22 protein-coding genes are annotated in these 22,891 nt (G+C 63.9%); 14 read left to right on the plus strand and 8 right to left on the minus strand.

Going from position 1 to position 22,891, the window contains the following annotated elements:
* Positions 1–37 precede the first annotated feature (37 nt).
* The 11 genes from AC5ZGW_RS03925 to AC5ZGW_RS03975 all read left to right on the plus strand — a co-directional run bounded on the left by AC5ZGW_RS03925 (position 38) and on the right by AC5ZGW_RS03975 (position 10,230).
* Positions 38–1,324 carry a DUF445 domain-containing protein gene (locus AC5ZGW_RS03925; protein ID WP_130226598.1) on the plus strand — a complete coding sequence of 429 codons (1,287 nt, stop codon included), beginning with the start codon at positions 38–40 and terminating at the stop codon, positions 1,322–1,324.
* A gap of 186 nt (positions 1,325–1,510) precedes the next feature.
* Positions 1,511–2,236: an esterase/lipase family protein gene (locus AC5ZGW_RS03930; RefSeq protein WP_496113865.1), complete on the plus strand. Its 726-nt coding sequence runs from the start codon at positions 1,511–1,513 to the stop codon at positions 2,234–2,236.
* 217 nt (positions 2,237–2,453) lie between these two features.
* Positions 2,454–3,323, plus strand: coding sequence for a phenylacetic acid degradation operon negative regulatory protein PaaX (paaX, locus tag AC5ZGW_RS03935; protein WP_130226596.1), 870 nt, complete (start codon positions 2,454–2,456; stop codon positions 3,321–3,323).
* Positions 3,324–3,397: 74 nt separating this feature from the next.
* Positions 3,398–4,390, plus strand: a complete 993-nt coding sequence (gene paaA, locus AC5ZGW_RS03940) for a 1,2-phenylacetyl-CoA epoxidase subunit PaaA (protein ID WP_130226595.1) — start codon at positions 3,398–3,400, stop codon at positions 4,388–4,390.
* A gap of 11 nt (positions 4,391–4,401) precedes the next feature.
* Positions 4,402–4,689, plus strand: coding sequence for a 1,2-phenylacetyl-CoA epoxidase subunit PaaB (gene paaB, locus AC5ZGW_RS03945; RefSeq protein WP_027581720.1), 288 nt, complete (start codon positions 4,402–4,404; stop codon positions 4,687–4,689).
* A 108-nt stretch (positions 4,690–4,797) separates the two neighbouring features.
* Entirely contained in the window at positions 4,798–5,574 is a 777-nt protein-coding gene (gene paaC / locus AC5ZGW_RS03950; protein WP_130226594.1) for a 1,2-phenylacetyl-CoA epoxidase subunit PaaC, read from the plus strand.
* Complete coding sequence (paaD, locus tag AC5ZGW_RS03955) at positions 5,568–6,071, plus strand: 1,2-phenylacetyl-CoA epoxidase subunit PaaD (RefSeq protein ID WP_130226593.1); 504 nt, start codon at positions 5,568–5,570, stop codon at positions 6,069–6,071. The genes paaC and paaD overlap by 7 nt, the downstream gene beginning before the upstream one ends.
* 2 nt (positions 6,072–6,073) lie before the next feature.
* The gene (gene paaE / locus AC5ZGW_RS03960) at positions 6,074–7,153 is read left to right on the plus strand and encodes a 1,2-phenylacetyl-CoA epoxidase subunit PaaE (protein WP_130226592.1); all 1,080 of its coding nucleotides are present in this window, start codon (positions 6,074–6,076) and stop codon (positions 7,151–7,153) included.
* Between the two features lie 90 nt (positions 7,154–7,243).
* Positions 7,244–7,708 (plus strand): hydroxyphenylacetyl-CoA thioesterase PaaI, encoded by a 465-nt coding sequence (gene paaI, locus AC5ZGW_RS03965; RefSeq protein WP_165435271.1) that lies wholly within the window; start codon positions 7,244–7,246, stop codon positions 7,706–7,708.
* Between the two features lie 20 nt (positions 7,709–7,728).
* Positions 7,729–9,060, plus strand: coding sequence for a phenylacetate--CoA ligase PaaK (gene paaK / locus AC5ZGW_RS03970; RefSeq protein ID WP_130226591.1), 1,332 nt, complete (start codon positions 7,729–7,731; stop codon positions 9,058–9,060).
* Positions 9,061–9,225: 165 nt separating this feature from the next.
* A complete protein-coding gene (locus AC5ZGW_RS03975) occupies positions 9,226–10,230 on the plus strand; it encodes a quinone oxidoreductase family protein (protein ID WP_130226590.1) in 1,005 nt (334 codons plus the stop codon).
* A gap of 130 nt (positions 10,231–10,360) precedes the next feature.
* Here the strand turns inward: AC5ZGW_RS03975 and AC5ZGW_RS03980 are convergent, their stop codons facing one another.
* The 4 genes from AC5ZGW_RS03980 to AC5ZGW_RS03995 all read right to left on the minus strand — a co-directional run bounded on the left by AC5ZGW_RS03980 (position 10,361) and on the right by AC5ZGW_RS03995 (position 15,428).
* The gene (locus AC5ZGW_RS03980; RefSeq protein WP_496113859.1) at positions 10,361–11,587 is read right to left on the minus strand and encodes a bifunctional alpha/beta hydrolase/OsmC family protein; all 1,227 of its coding nucleotides are present in this window, start codon (positions 11,585–11,587) and stop codon (positions 10,361–10,363) included.
* A 173-nt stretch (positions 11,588–11,760) separates the two neighbouring features.
* Entirely contained in the window at positions 11,761–12,426 is a 666-nt protein-coding gene (locus AC5ZGW_RS03985) for a sulfite oxidase-like oxidoreductase (protein ID WP_028164973.1), read from the minus strand.
* A 6-nt stretch (positions 12,427–12,432) separates the two neighbouring features.
* On the minus strand, positions 12,433–13,755 hold the full coding sequence (locus AC5ZGW_RS03990) for an MFS transporter (protein WP_130226589.1): 1,323 nt from the start codon (positions 13,753–13,755) through the stop codon (positions 12,433–12,435).
* A gap of 251 nt (positions 13,756–14,006) precedes the next feature.
* A complete protein-coding gene (locus AC5ZGW_RS03995; RefSeq protein WP_496113860.1) occupies positions 14,007–15,428 on the minus strand; it encodes an amidase in 1,422 nt (473 codons plus the stop codon).
* Between the two features lie 110 nt (positions 15,429–15,538).
* Here AC5ZGW_RS03995 and AC5ZGW_RS04000 point away from each other — a divergent pair, with 110 nt between their 5' ends.
* Positions 15,539–16,384, plus strand: a complete 846-nt coding sequence (locus AC5ZGW_RS04000) for an alpha/beta hydrolase (protein ID WP_130226588.1) — start codon at positions 15,539–15,541, stop codon at positions 16,382–16,384.
* A 103-nt stretch (positions 16,385–16,487) separates the two neighbouring features.
* On the opposite strand, the gene AC5ZGW_RS04005 is transcribed toward AC5ZGW_RS04000, so the two are convergent.
* Positions 16,488–17,261, minus strand: a complete 774-nt coding sequence (locus AC5ZGW_RS04005; protein ID WP_130226587.1) for an SDR family oxidoreductase — start codon at positions 17,259–17,261, stop codon at positions 16,488–16,490.
* Positions 17,262–17,436: 175 nt separating this feature from the next.
* On the opposite strand from AC5ZGW_RS04005, the gene AC5ZGW_RS04010 reads away from it, so the two are divergent.
* A complete protein-coding gene (locus AC5ZGW_RS04010; protein WP_130226586.1) occupies positions 17,437–18,516 on the plus strand; it encodes a tartrate dehydrogenase in 1,080 nt (359 codons plus the stop codon).
* Positions 18,517–18,728: 212 nt separating this feature from the next.
* Here AC5ZGW_RS04010 and AC5ZGW_RS04015 read toward each other — a convergent pair whose 3' ends face one another.
* From AC5ZGW_RS04015 to AC5ZGW_RS04025, 3 genes are read right to left on the minus strand one after another with little or no spacing between them, the layout of a single operon-like run.
* Positions 18,729–19,640 carry an NAD(P)-dependent oxidoreductase gene (locus tag AC5ZGW_RS04015; RefSeq protein ID WP_130226585.1) on the minus strand — a complete coding sequence of 304 codons (912 nt, stop codon included), beginning with the start codon at positions 19,638–19,640 and terminating at the stop codon, positions 18,729–18,731.
* A gap of 30 nt (positions 19,641–19,670) precedes the next feature.
* Entirely contained in the window at positions 19,671–20,921 is a 1,251-nt protein-coding gene (locus AC5ZGW_RS04020) for a Zn-dependent hydrolase (protein WP_130226584.1), read from the minus strand.
* A 31-nt stretch (positions 20,922–20,952) separates the two neighbouring features.
* On the minus strand, positions 20,953–21,870 hold the full coding sequence (locus AC5ZGW_RS04025) for a LysR family transcriptional regulator (RefSeq protein WP_130226583.1): 918 nt from the start codon (positions 21,868–21,870) through the stop codon (positions 20,953–20,955).
* Positions 21,871–21,988: 118 nt separating this feature from the next.
* On the opposite strand from AC5ZGW_RS04025, the gene AC5ZGW_RS04030 reads away from it, so the two are divergent.
* Positions 21,989–22,807, plus strand: a complete 819-nt coding sequence (locus AC5ZGW_RS04030; RefSeq protein ID WP_130226602.1) for a putative hydro-lyase — start codon at positions 21,989–21,991, stop codon at positions 22,805–22,807.
* Positions 22,808–22,891 lie beyond the last annotated feature (84 nt).

Consider the following 22,891-nt stretch of genomic DNA (forward strand, 5'->3'; position numbering starts at 1 on the left):
GATATGATCGCAGCCAACCAACTGTCGTTGAGCCGTCATGACCCTTCCCGCCACCTTCACCATCGCCACTCCCGCCGACGCGATCCGCGCGGCGGAGTTGCGGCGCGTGAAGTGGCTGGCGACCGGGGTGCTCGTGGCGACGTTCGTGCTGTTCCTCGTCGCGAAAGCGTTGTTGCCGGTGCATCCCGTGTTCGGCTTCATCGCGGCCTTTGCGGAAGCGGCGACGATCGGCGGGCTCGCCGACTGGTATGCGGTGGTCGCCTTGTTCAAGCGTCCCTTGGGATTGCCGATCCCGCACACCGCGATCATCCAGAGCAATCAGGGCCCCATCGCCGAGAAGCTCGGCGAATTCATCGAGAAGAATTTCCTCGAAGCAGGGCCGGTGGAGGCCAAGCTGCGCGAGATCGATTTCGGCGCTTTCATCGCCGACTGGCTGCGCGACCGCAAGCGCTCGACCGATCTCGCTCGCTTTCTGCTGCGTCTGTTGCCGGAGGCGTTCTCGGCGACGGAGAATTCGGGATTGATGAAGTTCGTCAGCCGCCGCGTCACCGCGCAACTGCTGGCGATCGATCTGGCGCCGCTTGCCGCCGGCACGCTGCGCGGCTTCGTGCAGGAGGGAAAGCACGAGGGCCTGCTCGACGACATCCTGCGCGTCCTGCACCAGACGCTGACGACGAAGGAGACCATGGCTGTCATCCGCGACAAGGTCCGCGCGGAAATGCCGACGCTCCTGAGACTCTATCGCGCCGACAAATTCGTCGTGAACCGGATCATCGCCTCCGCGACGAAATTCTTCGAGGAAGTCCGTGACGATCCGAAGCATCCGTTCCGCGGCGAGTTCGACCGCATGCTGCTGTCTTTCGTCGAGCGGCTCGGCAGCGATCGTGCCTTTGCCGATCGCATCAACCGATTGAAGCGCGATCTGCTGGCGCGGCCGGAACTTGAAGGCCTCGCGCGCAACATCTGGTCGAACCTGAAGGACTTCATCGAACGCAGCGCCTCTGGAGAGACGCAGGTCCTGCAGCAGTATCTGGCCAGGATGTTCGTGGAGGCGGGTGAAGCGCTGGCCGGCGACACTGAGCTGCGCGCCGAGATCAACGAGGGGTTGGTCGCGATCCTGCGGACAGTGGTCGCCGACCAGAAGAGCGGCGTTTCGACCTTCATTGCCGATCAGATGAAGGCCTGGGACATGCAGCAATTGATCTCGCTGCTCGAGATCAACGTCGGCAGGGACCTGCAATATATTCGCTTCAATGGCTCGCTGATCGGCGGCCTTGCCGGATTGATCTTGTACACCATCGAATATTTGCTGCGGCTGGTGTGACCGATCGGGTACGCGAGCGTTTTTGTTGTGATCTGTGTGATCTGGTTAGCTTGAAAGTAGAAAGCCGTTTCCCTAGCTTTTATTGCCTATTGATCCGTTGGCCGGCTGCCGCAATGCGAAGGCCGGCGGGAAGGAGATGCCGTGCCCCTTGCCGCAGAGACGCTTCGCCCGCCGTCCAGGACGTTGATGCTGTTGGAGGGGCGCGCCATCCACGAACTCGGCGCCTTCCTCGGCGCTTTGCCGCTGTTGAGCCTCGCGCCGCGCGGCGATGGTCATCCGGTGCTGGTGCTGCCCGGCCTCGTCGCATCGGATCTCTCGACGCGGCCGCTGCGCGAGTTCCTGAGCAGCAAGGGCTACGCGGTCAGCGGCTGGCGCCAGGGCCGCAATCTCGGCCTGCGCGCGGGCGTGCAGCAGGCGATGGTCGATCTCGTGCAGGAGATGAACGACAGCCATGGCCGCAAGGTCTCGCTCGTCGGCTGGAGCCTCGGCGGCCTCTATGCTCGCCAGCTCGCCAAGATGATGCCTGAGCGCGTGCGCCAGGTGATCACGCTCGGCAGCCCCTTTGCGGCCGGGCCAAAATCGACCAACGCCTGGCAGGTCTATGAGATCGCGAGCGGCCGCCGCGCCGAGGAAGAGGACCCGCGCTTCGGTGGATCGCTGGCCAGCGCGCCTCCGGTGCCGACCACGGCGATCTTCAGCCGCACCGATGGCATCTGCGCCTGGCAAGGCTGCCGCGAGCAGGCCTCGGCGATGTCGGAAAGCATCGAGGTCGAAAGCAGCCATTGCGGCATGGGCCACCATCCCGCCGCCGTCTACGCGGTCGCCGACCGGCTGGCGCAGCGCGAAGGGGAGTGGGCGCCGTTCGATCGTGGCGGCTGGCGCGCCATGGTTTATCCGGATCCGAACCGGTAGGTTCCCACCTCGCCCCGCTCTTGCGGGGAGAGGTCGGATTGCGAAGCAATCCGGGTGAGGGGAGTCTCCGCGCACTCAGAAATATCGAATTTGCGGAGGCGGCTCCTCACCCCAGCCCTCTCAGAGCGAGCTGTGCTCGTCTCGGCCCCGCAAGAGCGGGGCGAGGGAGCAGAGCCACCATTGTCGCCCCAACGCGAAACGCGGTATGCGTGGGCGCATGCCGCAGCCGCTTGACCGCATCATCGACCAGTTGAAGCGCGAGCCCTCGCGCACCGGCTCCATCGTCATCACCGTGTTCGGCGACGCTATCGTCCCGCGCGGCGGCTGCGTGTGGCTCGGCACGCTGCTGGATTTCTTCGCCTTCCTCGACATCGACGGCGGCGTGGTGCGCACCGCGATGTCGCGGCTCGCCGCCGACGGCTGGCTCGAGCGCAACAAGGTCGGCCGCAACAGCTTCTACCGACTGAATGAGAGGGGCCGGCAAACCTTCGACACCGCGACCAGGCACATCTACGATCCGCCGCCGTCGGACTGGACCGGGCGTTTCGAACTGCTGCTGATCGGCAATGGCGAGGATCGCGATGCCGCGCGCGAGGCGCTGAAGAACTCCGGCTTCGGCAGTCCGCTGCCGGGCGTGTGGGTCGCGCCGTCGGGCGTGCCGATCCCCGAAGAGGCCGCTAGCGCCATCCGTCTGGACGTTTCGGCCGAAGATCAAAACGGGCGGCGGCTGCTCAGCGAGAGTTGGCCGCTCGATCGCACCGCGGATGCCTATCAGAAATTCATCAGGACGTTCGAGCCGTTGCGCGGCTGGCTCGCGCGTGGAGAGGAACTCACCGACGCCGACGCGTTCACGGCCCGCATCCTCCTGATCCATTACTACCGCCGCGTGGTGCTGCGCGATCCGCTGCTGCCGACCGCGCTATTGCCGAAGGACTGGCCGGGGAGTGCAGCGCGAAAGCTCTGCGGCGAAATCTATCGCGGCGTGCTGGCCTTATCCGAACAATGGCTTGACCGGCATGCGACCACTGAGGACGGGCCGCTGCCGAAGCCCGGCGTGGAACTTTCACGGCGGTTTGAGGATGCGTAAATATATTACAAGAATGCTTGTAAGAACTGGAATTTTGATATAGATCAAAGACAATAAAATTCGGGAGGTCGGGCATGTACACGCAGGCGCTGAATACGTCTGACGCAGATGACCGCAATGTCGAGGACGCCGCGCGCGCCACCGCGTTTCAGGCGCGCATCGATGCCGACGAGCGCATCGAGCCGAACGACTGGATGCCCGCGGCCTATCGCAAGACGCTGACGCGGCAGATTTCCCAGCACGCTCATTCCGAAATCGTCGGCATGCTGCCCGAGGGCAACTGGATCACGCGCGCGCCGACGCTGCGCCGCAAGGCCGCGCTGCTCGCCAAGGTGCAGGACGAATGCGGCCACGGGCTTTATCTCTACGCCGCCGCCGAGACGCTCGGCACCTCGCGCGAAGAGCTCGTCGATGCGATGCTGACGGGCAAGGCGAAGTATTCCTCGATCTTCAACTATTCCACACTGACATGGGCCGACATCGGGACCATCGGCTGGCTGGTCGATGGCGCCGCCATCATGAACCAGATCCCGCTGTGCCGCTGTTCCTATGGCCCTTATGCGCGAGCGATGATCCGCGTCTGCAAGGAAGAGTCGTTCCATCAGCGCCAGGGTTTCGAGATCATGCTGACGCTGTGCCGCGGCACCGATGAGCAGAAGGCAATGGCGCAGGATGCGCTGAACCGCTGGTGGTGGCCGGTGCTGATGATGTTCGGTCCGCCCGACAAGGTGAGCCAGCACAGCGACACCTCGACGAAATGGAAGATCAAGCGCTTCTCCAATGACGAGCTACGGCAGAAATTCGTCGATGCGACCGTGCCGCAGGCGCAGTTCCTGGGCCTCACCATTCCCGATTCCGAGATGAAGCAGGACGAAGCCGGCCACTGGGTGCCTGCCCCGATCGACTGGGAGGAATTCAAGCAGGTGCTCGCGGGCAACGGCCCTTGCAACCGCGATCGTCTCGCTGCGCGTCGTAAGACGCATGACGAGGGCGCCTGGGTACGCGAGGCGGCGGCCGCTTACGCCGAGAAGCGCAGGCGCCGGCAGTTCGCGCAGGCTGCTGAATAAAGGAGGCCGAGATGGCCACGCCGAATAGTCCGCTCTGGGAAGTCTTCATCCGCAGTCGCAACGGGCTTGCGCACAAGCATGTCGGCTCGCTGCATGCCGCCGACGCTACGCTGGCGCTGCAGGCCGCGCGCGACATCTACACCCGCCGCGGCGAGGGCCTTTCGATCTGGGTGGTGCCGTCGAGCGCGATCACCGCCTCCGACCCGGCCGAGAAGGGCATGATGTTCGAACCGGCGGAGTCGAAGATTTACAGGCACCCGACGTTTTACGACGTGCCCGAGGAAGTCGGACATATGTAGCCGTCATTGCGAGCGAAGCGAAGCAATCCATAGTGCCACTTGCGGAGACGTGGATTGCTTCGTCGCTTCGCTCCTCGCAATGACGACTGAACAAGCAGGTGGATCGCTATGGCCGTCGCCAACATCCAAATCTCCGAAACGCCGCTCGTGCTCTACACATTGCGGCGCGCCGACGATGCGCTGATCCTGGGCCACCGTCTGTCGGAATGGTGCGGACACGCGCCAACGCTCGAAGAGGACATGGCGCTCGCCAATATGGGGCTCGATCTCCTCGGACAGGCGCGCGAGCTTTACAGCTACGCCGCCAAGGTCGAGGGCAAGGACAACGACGAGGACAAGTTCGCTTATCTGCGCGACGTCAGGCAGTACCGCAATCTCCTCCTGGTCGAGCAGCCGAACGGCGATTTCGCGCGCACCATGGTGCGGCAGTTCTTCCATGCCGCCTTCGCCGATCTCTATTGGCGTGCGATGATGCAGTCGAAGGATGCGACGCTCGCGGCGATCGGGGCGAAATCCGAGAAGGAGAGCGCCTATCATCTCAGGCATTCGTCGGAATGGATCGTCCGGCTCGGCGACGGCACCGAGGAAAGCCATCGCCGCGCACAGACGGCGATTGAGGATCTCTGGTCCTTCACCGGCGAGATGTTCGCCGTCGACGACTCTGAGCGCGGCCTGATCGACGCCGGTATCGCAGTCGACCCGGCGCTGCTGCATCCGCAATGGCTGAAGACGATAACCGCTGTGGTGGACGAGGCGACGCTTCGCTTGCCGGCGAGCAACTGGATGCAGCAGGGCGGCCGCAGCGGCCGGCACAGCGAGCATCTCGGCCATCTCCTCAGCGAATTGCAGTCGCTGCAGCGAACCTTTCCGGGGGCGACATGGTGAGCGCTGCCATCAGCAATGCCGATCTGCGCCGGCGCGCCTGGGACGCGGCTGCACAGGTGGTCGATCCCGAGATTCCCGTGCTGACCATCGCCGATCTCGGCGTGCTGCGCGATGTTGCGGTTCAGGACGGGCAGGTCGAGGTCGCGATCACGCCGACCTATTCCGGCTGCCCCGCCATGAACGTGATCGCGCTGGAGATCGAGCTGGCGCTCGAGCGCGAGGGCATTCGCGGCCCGAAGATCCGCACTGTGCTATCGCCGGCCTGGACCACCGACTGGATGAGCGAGGATTGCCGCCGCAAGCTGAAGGAGTACGGCATCGCACCGCCGCTGCCCGGCAGCTCACGCCGCGCGCTGTTCGGCCGGCAACGGGTGGCGTGTCCGCAATGCGGGTCCGAAGACACCGAATTGCTGTCCGAATTCGGCTCGACCTCCTGCAAGGCGCTGTGGCGCTGCAGGAGTTGCCGCGAACCATTCGATTATTTCAAGTGTCATTGACCATGTCACTCGCACCCCGATTCCATCGCCTTGCCGTTAACGACCTGCGCTGCGAGAGCGCGGACGCGATATCGATGACGTTTGCGATTCCGAAGGAACTCGCAAGCGATTACAGCTTTGCACCTGGTCAATATCTGACGCTGCGCACCATGCTGGACGGCGAGGAAGTACGCCGATCCTATTCGATCTGTTCCGGCCCTGATGATGGCGAATTGCGCATTGCCGTGAAGAAGGTCGATGGCGGCGCGTTCTCGAACTGGGCGGCGGAAGACCTTAAAGCCGGCGACGAACTCGATGTGATGACGCCGACCGGCCGCTTCGGCGTCGCGCCGGCGCCGGAGGAGGCCCGGATTTACGTCGGCTTTGCCGCGGGAAGCGGCATCACCCCGATCCTGTCGATCGTCAAGGGCGTGCTGGCGCGCGAGCCGCAAAGCCGCTTCTTCCTGTTCTACGGCAACCGCTCGACCTCAGGCATGCTGTTCCTCGAAGAGCTGGAGGAATTGAAGGATCGCTTCCTGCAGCGGTTCTCGCTGTTCCACGTCATCTCGGGCGAGGAGCAGGACATTCCGATCCTGCACGGCCGGCTCGACGGCGAGAAGGTGAGGGTGCTGTTGCGCTCACTGGTGCCGGCGGCAAGTGTCGATCACGTCTTCATCTGCGGCCCGATCGGGATGAACGAGGAGATCGAGGCGACCTGCCGCGACCTTGGCCTCGGCGATGACAAGATCCACGTCGAGCGCTTCGTCTCCGAGTTCGGCGGCAAACCGCGGCCGAAAAAGATCGTGGAGCCGGGCGCACCGCCGAAGGCGCTGGCCTCGCTGATCATCGACGGCAAACGGCGCGAGGTGCCGGTTGCGGACGGCGAAGCCATCCTCGACGCGGCGCTGCGTGCGGGCATCGATCTGCCCTTCGCCTGCAAGGGCGGCATGTGCTCGACCTGCCGCGCCAAACTGGTCGAAGGCAAGGCGGAGATGGAGCTGAACTATTCGCTGGAGCCGTGGGAATTGCAGGCCGGGTTCATCCTGACCTGCCAGGCGCGGCCGTGCTCGGACAAGGTCGTGGTCGATTACGACCACGTATAGAGCTTCAAGTCGCGTTGACAGGCAGGGCAGCGCGTCTCACAAATCATCCCAAGAGGCCCATGTAACGGGCCCGGCGACAGGGAGTTGAACGTGAACGTCAAGGCCACGCTTTCGCCTGAGGACCTCGCCCGCGCCTGCGCCGAGGCGATGTGGAAGGAGGACGACGCCAGCAAGGGCCTCGGCATGGAGATCGTCGAGATCAAGCCGGGGCAGGCGACGCTTGCGATGACGATCGCGCCGCACATGGTCAACGGCCAACGCATCGCCCATGGCGGCTTCATCTTCACGCTGGCCGATTCCGCGTTCGCCTTTGCCTGCAACAGCCACAATGAACGCGTCGTCGCCGCGCAAGGCGGCATCACCTTCATCCGGCCCGGCAAGCTCGGCGACCGCCTGATCGCCACCGCACGCGAGATCTCGCGCAACGGACGGTCCGGAATCTATGACGTCCGCGTCACGGCAGGCGATGATGTGATCGCCGAATTTCGCGGCCATTCTCGCGTGATCGGCGGCTCATGGCTGCCGACAGCGGACAACGAGACCAAGCAAAAATAGACGATCGAAGGAAACGCGCCATGGCCGTGCCAAAGCTCAAGTCGACGGGAAGTGGTTACAGCGCTGAGATGGACGAAATCGAGGGCGCCTCGCGCGATGCGATCATGGCACTGCAGACCAAGCGGCTGGCATGGTCGCTGCAGCACGCCTATGACAACGTTGCGCATTACAAGCGCGTCTTCGATGCAGCCGGCGTGCATCCGTCCGATTTCAGGGAGCTTTCCGACCTCGCGAAATTCCCGTTCACGGCCAAGACCGACCTGCGCGACAATTATCCGTTCGGCATGTTCGCGGTGCCGCGCGAAAGGCTGGTGCGCGTCCATGCCTCCTCCGGCACGACAGGCAAGCCGATTGTGGTCGGCTACACGCAGGCCGATATCGACATCTGGTCGGACGTGATGGCGCGCTCGATCCGCGCCGCCGGCGGCCGCCGCGGCATGATCATCCACAATGCCTACGGCTATGGCCTGTTCACCGGTGGCCTCGGCGTGCACTACGGCGCCGAGCAGCTCGGCTGCACCGTGGTGCCGGTCTCCGGCGGCATGACCGAACGTCAGGTGCAGCTCATCAACGACTTCCGGCCCGACATCATCACGGTGACGCCGAGCTATATGCTGGCGATCCTGGACGAGTTCAGGCGACAGGGACTTGATCCGCGAAACTCCTCGCTGAAGTTCGGCATCTTCGGCGCCGAACCCTGGACCAACGCGATGCGCGCCGAGATCGAGCACGCCTTCGACATGGACGCGACCGATATCTATGGCCTGTCGGAGGTGATCGGCCCCGGCGTTGCGCAGGAATGCGTGGAGAGCAAGGACGGGCTGCACATCTGGGAAGATCATTTCTATCCTGAAGTGATCGATCCCGAGACCGGACAAGTGCTGCCCGACGGCGAGAAGGGCGAACTGGTCTTCACCTCGCTGACCAAGGAAGCCTTTCCCGTGATCCGCTACCGCACCCGCGACCTCACGCGCTTGCTGCCGGGCACCGCGCGGCCGGGCATGCGGCGGATGGAGAAGGTGACCGGCCGCTCCGACGACATGATCATCCTGCGTGGCGTCAACGTGTTTCCGACCCAGATCGAGGAGGCGCTGCTCGCGACCGATTGGTGCGGCGGCCATTTCATCATCGAGCTGTCGCGCGGAGGCCGCATGGACGAGATGACGGTGCTCGCCGAAGCCCGCCCCGAAAGCTGGGACGGCAGCGGCCTTGCCGTGCATGCCGAGAAGGTCTCGATTTTCATCAAGAATACGATCGGCATCACCGTGCGCGTTCAAGCCGTCGCCCCCGAAACCCTGGAGCGTTCGCTCGGCAAGGCCAAACGGGTTTACGACAAGCGACCGAGGGGGTAATTCTCACCCGCACAGCAACTGGCAGCTCAGGATGATCGGGTAGGTTCCCGTCATTGCGAGCGGAGCGAAGCAATCCATCGCGCCGCTTGTGGAGACGTAGATTGCTTCGCTCCGCTCGCAATGACGGGCTGGTACCACCCAACCCCGTAACGGACCAACGCCTCAATGCCGACATCAAGCAACCAATCAATCCAAGCCCGCTGCGTTCGCCTGCTGGCCAAAGCCGACAACCCCGCCGCGCTTGCGCCGAGCGTGGAGACGCACGCGCTGGCGCGCGGGGCGAACGAGGTGCTGATCGAGATCAAGGCTGCCGCCGTCAATCCATCCGATGTGAAGGCCGCGACCGGGCTGATGCCTTACGCGGTGTTTCCGCGCACGTCGGGCCGCGACTATGCCGGTGTCGTGATCGACGGGCCCGAGGGATGGATCGGGCGCGAGGTGTTCGGCTCGTCCGGCGATCTCGGCATTCGTCGCGATGGCACGCATGCGACGCATCTCGTGGTCGAGGCAGACGCAGTGGTGGAAAAACCTAAGGGCATTTCATGGGAGGAGGCCGCCGGCATCGGCGTGCCCTTTGTGACCGCGATCGAAGGCTTTCGCCGCGCCGGGCTGCCGAAGCCAGGCGAGACCGTGCTGGTGATGGGCGTCAATGGCAAGGTCGGGCAGGCAGCGGTGCAGATCGCGACCTGGCAAGGTGCGAGTGTCATCGGGGTGGCCCGCAAGAGCGAGCCCTACGAAGGCCACAGCAACGCGAAGGTCGAGATGATCGATGCCTCAAGCACCGATGTGGCGGCGCGCGTGCGCGAACTCACCGGCGGCAAGGGCGCCGACATCGTCTTCAACACGGTTGGCGATCCCTATTTTCAGGCCGCGCACAAATCTCTGGCGCTGCGTGGGCGGCAGATCCTGATCGCGGCGGTTGACCGCATCGTACAGTTCAACATCCTCGAATTCTATCGCGGTCAGCACACCTATGTCGGCATTGATACGCTGGGCCTGTCGTCGATTGCGACCGGCGCTGTGCTGCGTGAACTCGGCCCCGGATTTGCGAGCGGGCACCTGAGGCCGTTTCCGATCAAAGCGAGCGCGATCTATCCGCTGGAGCAGGCGCGATCAGCGTTTTTCGCCGTCGCCGGCTCCTCGCGAGACCGCGTGATCCTGCGGCCGTGATGGATTGACGCCGTGATTGCGAGGAGCGGAAGCGACGAAGCAATCCATGCCTCAGCAAATGGCGAGATGGATTGCTTCGCTTCGCTCGCAATGACGCCAATGTCCGGCGGCTAGCGGGTGCAAGACTTTCTCAATCCGCCGCCTTCGTCACGATCCGCACCTCCGACGTCAGCGTGCGGTGCACCGGGCACTTGTCGGCGATCTTCATCAGCCGCTTGCGCTGGTCGTCGTCGAGCGAGGGGCCATCGATCTCGATGACACGGTCGATCTGGTCGAGCATGCCGTCGCGCGTCTCGCACTCCGCGCAATCCTTGGCGTAGATCTTGCTGTGCGTCAGCGTCACCGTGACGCGATCGAGCGGCAGCGCCTTGCGGTCGGCGTACATGCGTATCGTCATCGAGGTGCAGGCGCCAAGTCCCGCGAGCACGAGATCGTAAGGGCCGGGCCCTGAGTCCTTGCCGCCGACGGCGGCCGGTTCGTCCGCCAGCAATCGGTGCGGGCCGACGGTGACGATCTGCTGGAACTTGCTGTCGCGCGTCTCGCGCACCACGACACGGCGCGGCGCCTCGGTGAGATCTACCGGAGGCCCGAGCACCGCCGGCCCGACATAGCGCTCCGACCAGGCCGCGATAACGTCGGCGGCATAGCTGGTGTCTCGCTTGTCTGCGAGGAGATGATCGGCGTCGGCGAGCGAGACGAAGCTCTTGGGGTGTTTTGCCGCGATGAACAGCTTGGTGGCGTTCTCGATGCCGACAGTGTCGTCGGTCGGCGCATGCATGATCAACAGCGCCTTGTGCAGCTTTGCGACCTGCGCCAGCAGATTCTGCTCGGCGATATCATCGAGGAATTCGCGCTTGATGCGGAACGGCCGGCCGGCGAGCGAGACCTCGACTTCGCCTTGCTCGCGGATGTTCTCGACCTGGTCCTTGAGCAAGTGGGTGACGTGGGCGGGATCGGACGGCGCGGCGATGGTGACGATGGCCTTCGCTTCTGGTATCTGCGCGGCCGCGGCGAGGATCGCGGCACCGCCGAGGCTGTGGCCGATCAGGAGATCGGGCGCTTTGCGGGTTTCGCGCAGGTGATCGGCGGCGCGGACGAGATCGGCGACGTTGGAGGAGAACGTCGAATTGGCGAAATCGCCTTCGCTGGAGCCGAGCCCCGTGAAATCGAAGCGCAGCACCGCGATGCCTTTGGCGGCAAGCGCGACCGCGATGCGCTTGGCGGCCAGCACGTCCTTGCCGCAGGTGAAGCAATGCGCAAACAGCGCATAGGCGTGAATCTCCCCGTCAGGCGTGTCCAACGCGGCGGCGAGCTGGTGTCCTTCCGAGCTTGCGAACTGGAAGCGTTCAGTCGGCACGGCTACCCTCCATCACGGTTTCCCTTCACCTCTCCCATAGGGAGAGGTCGGCGTGCAGCGCCGGGTGAGGGTTCAGGTCCCTCGATAGAGCGTAACCCCTCACCCGAATTTCTCGCTACGCTCTAAATTCGACCTCTCCCTACGGGAGAGGCGAAGAACGCCACCGACAACAGTCAATCACCCGAATAACGTTCTTCCTTCCAGGGATCGCCGCGGTTGTGATAGCCGCGGACTTCCCAATAGCCGGGCTTGTCCTGCGTCACGAATTCGATCGCCTGCAGCCATTTGGCGCTCTTCCAGAAATAGAGATGCGGCACCACGAGCCGCACGGGGCCGCCATGCTCTTCGGTCAGCGGTTTGCCTGACCAGCCATGCGCAAGCAGCGCGTCCTCGGCGGCAAAATCCTCAATCGCCAGATTGGTGGTGTAGCCGTCATAGGAATGCAGCACCACGAAGCGCGCATCCTCATGTGGCTGGCAGGCGGCCAAGAGATCGCGGGTCGCAAGACCCTGCCATTGATTGTCGTAGCGCGACCAGGTGGTGACGCAATGGATGTCGGAGACGAATTGCGATTGCGGCTGCGCGGTGAACTGCGCCCAATCCCAGAACACCGGATGTTCCACCGCGCCATAGACGTCGAGCCGCCAGCGCTCGCGGGGAATCTCGGGCGTCAATCCGAGATCGAGCGTCGGCCAGTCGCGGGTGAGATGCTGGCCCGGCGGCAGGCGTTGCTCGTCGGGACGCGTGATCCTGCCGGTGAGGAAGCGGCCTTCGCGCGCCCAGCGCTCCTTGCTGCGCGTCAGCTTGCTTTCCGGCGGCGGCTCCTGGTCGTCAGCCATTTGTCGTCACTCGTGGCGATGCATCGCTGATTCATGCTTGGTGTCGCGCATGGTTGCATAGATCAGGAGCGAGAGGAAGATCATGCCGCTGAGGTAATAGTAGAACCATTGTTCGTGCCCAAGGCTCTTGAAATAGAGCGCGATCGCGGGCGCTGTGCCGCCGAACAGAGACACCGTGATCGCATAGGGCAGGCCGACGCCGAGCGCGCGGACATTGGTCGGAAAAAGTTCGGCCTTCACCACAGCGTTGATTGACGTGTAGCCGGCGGTGAAGATCCAGGCGCCGCAGATCAAGAGGAACGCGATGAAGGGCGATTTGGTATCTTTCAGCGTGGTCAGGATCGGAACGGTCGCGAGCGTGCCGGCGACACCGAAGAAGATCAGGAGCGGCTTGCGGCCGATCCGGTCGGACAGCGCGCCGTAGAGCGGTTGCAGAATGGTCGCGAAGATCAGCGAGCCGAAGATCACGAAAGTGGTCTGGTCCTCGGTGAGGCCGACCGACAATTTGACGAAGGTCTGCATGTAGGTGGTGAAGGTGTAGAAAGCCGCGGTGCCGCCCGCGGTCAGCCCGACCACCAGCAGCAGTTCGCGCGGATAGTTCAGAAGCTTCGTGATCGAGCCGGTCGGCTTGCTGACCTTCTTTGCTTCCTCGAAGGCGTCGGTCTCCTGCAGGCTGCGCCGCATCACCGCTGCGATCACGGCGAGCGCCGCACCGATCGCGAAGGGAATCCGCCAGCCCCAGTCCTTGAGCTGTTCCGGCGTCAAGAACACCTTCTGCAGCAGGAGCAGCACGATGATCGCGGTGAGCTGGCCGCCGATCAAGGTGACGTACTGGAAGCTCGAATAGAAACCGCGATTCTTGGCGTCGGCGACTTCGCTGAGATAGGTGGCGCTCGCGCCATATTCGCCACCGAGGCTGAGACCCTCGATCACGCGCGCCAGCGCAAGGATCACGGGCGCGGCAAAGCCGATCGTGGCGTAGGTCGGCGTCACCGCGATGATCAGCGAGCCGAAACACATGCAGACCACGGAGATCGTGAGCGACAGCCGCCGTCCGTAACGGTCGGCGATGAAGCCGAACAGCCAGCCGCCGAGCGGCCGCATCAGGAAGGTCGCGGCGAATATCACGGCCGCATTGAGCTGCTGCACCACCGGATCGTTGCCGGGAAAGAACGCTGGCGCGAAATACAGCGCAAACGCCGTGTAGGCGTAGAAGTCGTACCACTCGACGAGATTGCCGACCGAGCCGATGAAGATCGCCTTGATCCGTCGTTCGACGTCACGAATGTCGAGGGGCTCGTCGGCGATCCTGGCGGCCTGATCTGTCATATTGGAACTCCACGCACGGCAATTTGATCATCCGGCCCGACATACTTCACGAGGTCGGGAACTGGTTGCGGCCCCGGTAGCACGTCAAATGTCGCCAGCGCAATTGCCGATGGGCGTGTCTTTCTCCTCTCGATAGCCCTCATCCTGAGAGCCTGCGGAGCAGGCGTCTCGAAGGATGGGCCCCGGGTGAGATCGGGGCCTCATGGTTCGAGACGGCGCTGGGCGCCTCCTCACCATGAGGGGAGAGATCTTTATCTCACCGTCCTCGGATCGATCGGCGTCATACCGCGCACGCCCAAAATATCCTCCAGCACTTTCGCGCCGGCCAATAGCTGAGCTTCGCCGCGTGGCGGGGCCACCATCTGCAATCCGACCGGCAGGCCGGAGGCGGTGAAGCCGCAGGGCAGGGACAGCGCCGGACAACACGCAAGTGTGATCGCATAGACGATGCCGAGCCACTGCACGTAATTGTCGAACTTCTTGCCGTCGCATTCCGCGACATAGCGGTTCTCGATCGGGAACGGCGCGACGATGGTCGCAGGCGTCAGCAACAGGTCGTAGCTGCCGAAGAATTCGAGGGTGCGTGCCGTCATGGCGACACGCTGGGCCTCGGCGCGCTCGATCTGCTCGACCGTCAACTTCAGGCCTTCCTCGATGTTCCAGATCACCTCCGGCTTGAGCAGGTCACGCTTGGTGCGAAGCAGCGCCGCCTTCGTGACGGCGAAGTCGAACGCGCGCAGCACGTGGAAGCATTCGTGGGCTTCGAAGAGGTCGGGATGCGCTTCCTCGACGATGGCGCCTGCTTCGGCAAAGCGTTCCGCCGCTCTGCGCGTGATCGCCTTTACTTCGGGATCAACCGGGGTGATGCCGAGGTCGGATGAATAGGCGATGCGTTTCGGCCTCTTGCCGGAGCGTGTCGCTGACAGGAACGACGCCGTCGGTGCCGGTAGCGATAGCGGGTCGGCGGCATACTCGCCGCTCATGGCGTCGAGCAGCAGCGCGAGATCCTCGACGTTGCGCGCCATCGGGCCGTGAACGGTCAGGTTGCGATCGATCATGGCGTTCGGCGTGTGGGCGACGCGGCCGATGCTGGGCCGCATTCCGACGATGCCGCAGAAGCTGGCTGGATTGCGCAGCGATCCACCCATGTCGGTGCCGTGGGCAAGCCATGCCATTCCGGTCGCAAGCGCGACCGCCGCTCCGCCGGAAGAGCCGGCTGCCGAGCGCGACGTATCCCAGGGGTTCAACGTCGCGCCGAATACCTCGTTGAAGGTGTTGGCGCCGGCGCCGAATTCCGGGGTGTTCGACTTGGCGTAGACCACACCGCCATTCGCTTCCAGATTCGTGACGACGATATCGGACCTGGTGGCGACGGTATCCTTGAAAATCGGCGAACCCTGCGTGGTGCGCACATCAGCGACATTGGTGAGATCCTTGATCGGCACCGGCAGGCCGGCGAGCAGGCCACGCTCAGCGGCCGGCTTCTGCATCAACGCCTTGGCGTGCTGCCGGGCACGGTCGAAGCACAGGATCGGGAGCGCGTTGACCTTGTCGTCGACTTCGGTGATCCGTTTTTCCAGGACATCGAGCAGGTCGAGCGGGGTGACCTCGCCAGATCGCAATTTGTCGACGACTGTGCAGGCGCTCTCCCGCACCAGGCCTTGATCCGTCACTCGCATCTCCATTGATTGCAGTTCGTAATAGCGGAGGGAATAGTGCTCTAGACCAATTTCCGGAAAAGTGGAAACGTGCTGGGGGAATGGCTGGAACCGGAGATCTGCTGATGACGACACCCTTCTCTGCGCTCGATTGGCGCGACATGAGCCAGGAGGAGCGAGACCGCGGCCTTAACAACGGTGCCGCAGTTTTAGGCAGCGGTGATATCGTTGTGGGCTGGGGCGAGCGCTCCGCCGAGCTGCGCAAGCGCTATCCCAATCACATCGATCTCCGCTATGGCCCGCGTGAGCGCAACCGCATCGATTTCCTCAAAGCGGGCGAGCGCGCGCCGACGCTGCTGTTCATCCATGGCGGCTATTGGCAGATGCGGTCGAAGGAGTTCTTCACCGTGATGGCCGAAGGGCCGATGACGCATGGCATCAATGTCGCGCTGATCGGCTATACGCTCGCACCGGAGGCGACGCTCGACGAGATCGTCGCCGAGATCCACGCCGGCATCGACTTCCTCGCGAAACAGTTGCCGGCGCTGGGCGCGGCCGAAACCGAGCTTGTGGTGTCCGGCTGGTCGGCCGGCGGTCATCTGACCGCGATGGCGCTGTCGCATCCGCATGTGCGGGGCGGGGTCGCGATCTCTGGCATCTATGATCTCGAGCCGATCCGGATGAGCTATCTCAACGTCAAGCTCGGGCTCGACGAGGCGGCTTCCCACCGCAATTCTCCGATGGAGCAGGCGGGCGGGCCGCCGAAGCCGCTGTCGCTGGTGGTCGGCAGCGGCGAACTGCCGCTCTTGCGCAAGCAGACCGCCGATTTTGCCGGGCACCGCGCCAATTATGGATTGCCGGTGACGTATGAGGAGATTCCCGGCGCTGACCATTTTTCAATCATGGACGAGATGATGTCGCCGAAGGGACGGATCACGACGCTGATCCGGCGGCTGTGCGAGGGCGAGTGAGGCCCACCCGTCATTGCGAGGAGCGTGAGCGACGAAGCAATCCATACTGTCTCCGCGGATGCGATGGATTGCTTCGCTTCGCTCGCGATGACGGTGGTAGCCATCACCACCCCGCGCTAATGCCGCCGTCGACCGTATAGATCACGCCTGAGGTATAACCCGCGCGGTCGGACGCCAGGAACGCCATGAGGTCGGCGATCTCGCGCGCGTGGGCCGGGCGGCCGAGCGGCAGGCTCTTCTGGAATTCCTTATAGCGGTTCTCGTCGCCGAACTGATGTTTGGCGCGGGTCTTGAGCAGCGTGACATGCCGGTCGGTGCCGACGGGACCGGGGTTGATGCCGACGACGCGGATGTTGTCGGCAAGGCTCTTGCCGCCGAGCGCGCGGGTCAGCGCCATCAGCGCGGCGTTGCCGGCGCTGCCGGCGATGTAGTTGGCATCGAATTTCTCGCCGGCGGCGCCGATGTCGTTGATGATCACGCCGCCGCCACGCGCCTTCATCTGTGCGTAGATCGCGCGGGTGAGATTGATATAGCCGAACACCTTGAGTTCCCAGGCGTGTCGCCAGGTCGCCTCATCGATCTTGTCGATCGAGCCGCCGGGAATATCGCCGGCATTGTTGACGAGGATGTCGATGTCGGCTGCCTCTTTGGACAATCGCGCAAGATCCTCCGGCTTGCGCAGGTCGATGACCGACGTGGCGGCATCGATCTGGTGGGCCGAGCGCAGGCGGTCGGCCAGCGCCTTCAACTGGTCGCCGCTGCGGGCGGCCAGCAGCAGATGGCAGCCTTCCTCGGCAAAGGCTTCGGCGGCGGCCGCGCCGATGCCCTTGGAGGCGCCGGTAATCAGAACGCGCTTGCCGCGCAGATGCAGGTCCATGGCAATACTCGCTGTTGCTGGAGGGGATCGGAGAAAAGTCGGCGGAATTGGTAGGTGGATCACGCCTTGACCGTCAACATTGCACTGCAGCGTTGCGCCGGGGCGAAGTTTGGTCCATTGCAGGGCGCGAGAATAGACGGCGCCTCAAGCCGGGCAAATCACAAGGGTGTTCTTCATGGCCAACGCAAAGAGACAGTATCGGATCGCGGTCATTCCCGGCGACGGCATCGGCAAGGAGGTGATGCCGGAGGGGCTGCGTGTGCTCGAGGCCGCCGCGAAGAAACATGGCGTCGCCGTGCAGTTCGACCATTTCGATTTCGCCTCCTATGACTATTACGAGAAGCACGGCCAGATGATGCCGGATGACTGGAAGGAGCAGATAGGCAAGCACGACGCGATCTATTTCGGCGCGGTCGGCTGGCCGGCCAAGATTCCGGATCACGTCTCGCTGTGGGGCTCGCTGATCAAGTTCCGCCGTGAGTTCGACCAGTATGTCAATTTGCGCCCGGTGCGGCTGATGCCCGGCGTGCCGTCGCCGCTCGCGAACCGCAAGCCCGGCGATATCGATTTCTGGGTGGTGCGCGAGAACACCGAAGGCGAATATTCGTCCGTCGGCGGGCGGATGTTCCCGGACACCGAGCGTGAGTTCGTGACGCAGCAGACGGTGATGACCCGCATCGGCGTCGACCGCATCCTGAAATTCGCCTTCGACCTCGCGCAGTCGCGGCCGAAGAAGCATCTGACCTCCGCGACGAAGTCGAACGGCATCTCCATCACCATGCCCTATTGGGACGAGCGCGTGGAGGCGATGGCGAAGAAGTATCCGTCGGTGAAGTGGGACAAGTACCACATCGACATCCTGACTGCGAACTTCGTGCTGCATCCGGACTGGTTCGACGTCGTGGTCGGCTCCAACCTGTTCGGGGACATCCTCTCCGATCTCGGCCCGGCCTGCACCGGCACCATCGGCATTGCGCCCTCGGGCAACATCAATCCGGAAGGCGATTTCCCGTCGGTGTTCGAACCGGTGCACGGCTCGGCGCCCGATATCGCGGGCCAAGGGATCGCCAACCCCATCGGCATGATCTGGTCAGGCGCGATGATGCTGGAGCATCTCGGCGAGAAGCCGGCGGCGGACGCGGTGGTCGGCGCGATCGAACGCACGCTCGCCGAACGCACGCTCCGCACCCGCGACCTCGGCGGCAATGCGGATACCGAGGCTTGCGGCAAGGCAGTCGCGGAGATGGTGGATTAAGGAGACCCTCATGGTGAGGAGGCGCGTAAAGCGCCGTCTCGAACCACGAGGCCCCGATCTCCCGCGGCCCGTCCCTCGAGACGCGCGTTCCGCGCTCCTCAGGATGAGGGCAGAGTGTGCGGCAGCCTCGTAGGGTGGGCAAAGCGCCGCGTGCCCACCATCAAGAGCATCGCAAGGAGTGGTGGGCACGCTTCGCTTTGTCCACCCTACGACTACGACTTTACAATACGCCGGCAATGCTCCCAGGCGGCGTGGATCAAATTCTCGCTGGCTTCCGGTGTGCGGAAGGCGGAATGCGCTGACAGCGTGACGTTTGGCAGTTTCGTCAGCGGATGATCCGCAGGCAGCGGCTCGACGGTGAAGACATCGAGCCCGGCGTGGCGGATGTGGCCTGAGTTCAGCGCATCGATCATCGCTGCTTCGTCGACGATGGCGGCCCGGGCGGTGTTGACGAAGATGACGCCCGGCTTCATCGCGGCGATGCGCTCCCGGGTGATGAAGCCTCTTGTGTCGTCGTTGAGCAGAAGATGCAGCGAGACGATATGGCTCTGCGCCAGCAGCGTGTCGAGATCGACGAAGTCGACGCCCGGATGACTCTTCGGCGAGCGGTTCCAGGCGATCACGCGCATTCCCGAGCCCACCGCGATGCGCGCGACTTCAGCCGCGATCCCGCCGAATCCGATCAGGCCGAGCGTCTTGCCGGTGAGCTGCATGCCGTCTTCGCGCAGCCACTTGCCGGCGCGCATCTCGCGGTCCATCTGGGCCAGCACGCGGGCGGAGGCCCACATCAGGGCGATCGCGGACTCCGCCACGGCGGTGTCGCCATAGCCCTTGATCAGATGCACGGAGATGCCGAGTTCGGCGAGCTCCTCCGGATTCATGTAGCTGCGCGCGCCGGTGCCGAGGAACACGACGTGCTTCAGCCCGCCGCACTGCTTTGCGATGTCGGTCGGCAGCGCCGTGTGGTCGATGATGGCGATCTCGGCGCCGTCGAGCACTTTTGGCAGCTGGTCGGACGTGACGTCGGGATTGCGGTGGATGCGCACCTTGGGATCGCCGGGTTTCTCCAGGCGCTCGAAAATCACGGCAAGCGATTCATTGGCGTCGACAAAAACCCCGCGCACGGCACATCTCCATCTTGCTTGGTGGACCGGTCAGGACGCGACGCCGGCGAGTGCCAGCACCGTATGCATCAGGACGTTGGCGCCGGCGGCGCAATCGGTCTGCGTTGCGTCCTCGAGCTCGTTGTGGCTGATGCCCTCCTTGCAGGGTACGAACACCATTGCCGCAGGGATCACCGTGTTGAGGTTGCAGGCGTCGTGGCCGGCGCCCGAGGTGATGCGCCGGTGCGAATAGCCGAGTTGCTTGGCGGCGTTCTCGACGGCATCGACCAGCTTGGGATCAAAATGCGTCGGCGGCTTGCGCCAGACCAGGTCGAGCGTAACCTCGACCTTGCGGCGGGCGGCGATCTCGGCGATCGCAGCGCGCAGGTCCTTGTCCAGCGCGTCCATGATGGCGGCATCGGCGCTGCGGCAATCGACGGTGAAGGCGATCTCGCCCGGAATGACGTTGCGCGAGGGCTTCGCGATCACGGCCTCGCCGATTGTGCCGACCGCGTTCGGCCCGTGCTTTTTCGCGATGCTCTCCATCGCCAGCACGATCTCCGACAAGGTCGCCAGCGCATCGCGCCGCAGCGGCATCGGTGTCGAGCCGGCATGGCTCTCGAAGCCCGTGATCTTGCCGTCGTACCACAAGACGCCCTGGCCGGAATCGACCACGCCGATGGTCTTGTTCTCGGCTTCCAGGATCGGGCCCTGCTCGATATGCAATTCGACGAAGCCGGAGAATTTTTGCGTGCCGACCGCCGTCGTGCCGCGATAGCCGATGCCGTCGAGCGCTTCGGCAACCGTGACGCCCTCGGCATCCCTGCGCGACAGGATGTCATCAGTGGTGAAATCGCCGACATAGGCGGCGGAGGCCATCATCGCCGGCGCGAAGCGCGAGCCTTCTTCGTTGGTCCAGTTGCAGATGCAGATCGGCATCTCGGTCTCGATGCCGGCATCATTGAGTGTGCGCACGACTTCGAGCGCGGCGAGCGTGCCGAGCACGCCGTCATATTTGCCGCCGGTCGGCTGGGTGTCGAGATGCGAGCCGAGCCCGATCGGCGGTTTCGACATGTCGCGGCCCTTGCGCAGGCCGAACATCGAGCCGAGCGCGTCAACATGAACCTCCAGCCCTGCGTCCTCGCACGCCTTGCGGAACCAGTCGCGCACCTGCTTGTCCTCGGCGCTCAAGGTCAGCCGCCGCACACCGCCTTTCGGCGTCCCGCCGAATTTCGCAGTTTCATGAATCGTGCCCCAGAGGCGGGCGGAATCGATCTGCAGGTTGGATGCGGCTCGGCTCATGCACTCGTTCCATTCGTGTTCTGTCATTTGTTCAATGACGCGCCCGCAGCGCCTCGTCAACCGACGGGCTCGCTTGCGCGATCTGGCGCGCGAGGTCGGCGACGCGCTCGATCGCGGCAGTGTCGGGGGAGGTGAGCCAGTTTGCGTTGAAGGTGAGCGGCGCCATCTTGATGTCGGTCTCGAGCAGTTGCAGCCGTCCGTCCGCGAGTTCGTTCGCGACGATGGCCGACGGGATCACGGCAATGCCGAGCCCTTCGATCGCCATGTGGATGACGGTTGCCAGCGAGGCGCTTGCGTGCAGCCGGATCGGCGGCAGGTCTGGCCGTTCGAACACCGCGCGCACGCTTTCGTAAGGCACTGTCTTGCGGGGAAAGGTGATGATCGGAAAGCGCGCCAGCTCATGCCGCGCCACCGGGCCATTGCCGAGGCCGAGCGCCGGGCTCGCCAGAAATCCGATCGGATAGTCGCAGAGCACGCGGCTCTGCACGCCCGAGGCCGACAGCGGTCCCACCACGAAGGCCAGCTCGATCTCCTGCGCGAGCAGCCGCGCGCTCAAATTCGGTGTGATGTCCACCTCGATCTCCAGCGACAGGTTCGGATAGACCTCGTTGACGCTCTTGACGAGGCGCGTCAGCCAGGTGTGCACGATGGTCTCGGCGACGCCGAGCCGGAGCACGCCGCGCATCGCGGAGCGGTCGCCGATCTCGGCCATCATCTCCGAGCGCAGCCCGATCAGCTTCTCCGCATAGACCATCATCTGCCGGCCGCTCGGCGTCGGCGAGGCCACCCGATGGTCGCGGTTGAGCAGTTTCACGCCCAACTCGCGTTCGAGCTGGGCGATGCGTTGGGAGATCGCCGGCTGGGTCGTGTTGAGCCGCTGCGCCGCGCCACGGAAGCTTCCAAGCTTGACCACCCAGAGGAACGTTTCGATCGACCTGAAATCAAGCATTGAGGCTTTTTCCCGTTCGATAAATCAAATTTATCGAATTCGATTAGAAAGGAAGATTAGACTTTATAGCACGCTTGGTGTTGGCTGCGCTTGTCGAGATATTAGGCAGGTCGATTTAATGACTGTTTTTGCGGCAATGCAGCAAGCCGGTGACAGCGACACTATGCTTCCGAGCCGAGAGGCCCGGCTAGCGTACCGTAAGGGCATGGCTTCGAGCACCGCCGGCGTGGCGAACGGCTTTGTCCAGGGCAACCTTGCCATCCTGCCGGAAAAGCTCGCCGGGGCCTTCCACCGCTTCTGCCAGCTCAACCCGAAGCCGTGCCCGATCATCGGCATGTCTGATGTCGGTGACCCCCGAATTCCCGCGCTTGGCCTCGACCTCGACATCCGCACCGACGTGCCGCGCTATCGCATCTGGCGCGACGGCGAGGTGGTGGAGGAGCCGACCGATGTCATGCAGCATTGGCGCGACGATCTCGTCGCCTTTGTGCTCGGCTGCTCGTTCTCGTTCGAAGAAGCGCTGATGGACGAGGGCCTGCCGATCCGTCACATCGAGCGCAACGTGCGGGTGCCGATGTACCGCACCAATATCGCCTGCCGATCGTCGGGCCCGTTCGCGGGGCCGATGGTGGTGTCGATGCGTCCCTTTAAGCCGGCCGATGCGATCCGCGCGGTGCAGGTCACCTCGCGTTTTCCCTCGGTGCACGGCGCGCCGGTGCATCTCGGCCATCCGCATCTGATTGGCATCAGCGACATCGCCAAGCCCGACTATGGTGATCCGGTTCCGGTCGAAGCCGATGAGATCCCGGTATTCTGGGCGTGCGGCGTGACACCGCAGGCGGTGATCGCGAACGCCAAGCTACCATTCGCGATCACGCATGCGCCGGGATTGATGCTGATCACCGATCTCAGGAACAAACAATTGGCGGTGCTCTAAAGCATGATCCGGAAAAGTGGAAACCGGTTTTCCGAAAAGATCATGCTCAAACAAAGAGATGAGAGCATGGTCCGATTCCGTCTC

The organism is Bradyrhizobium sp. Crot121 (genome assembly GCF_059512385.1).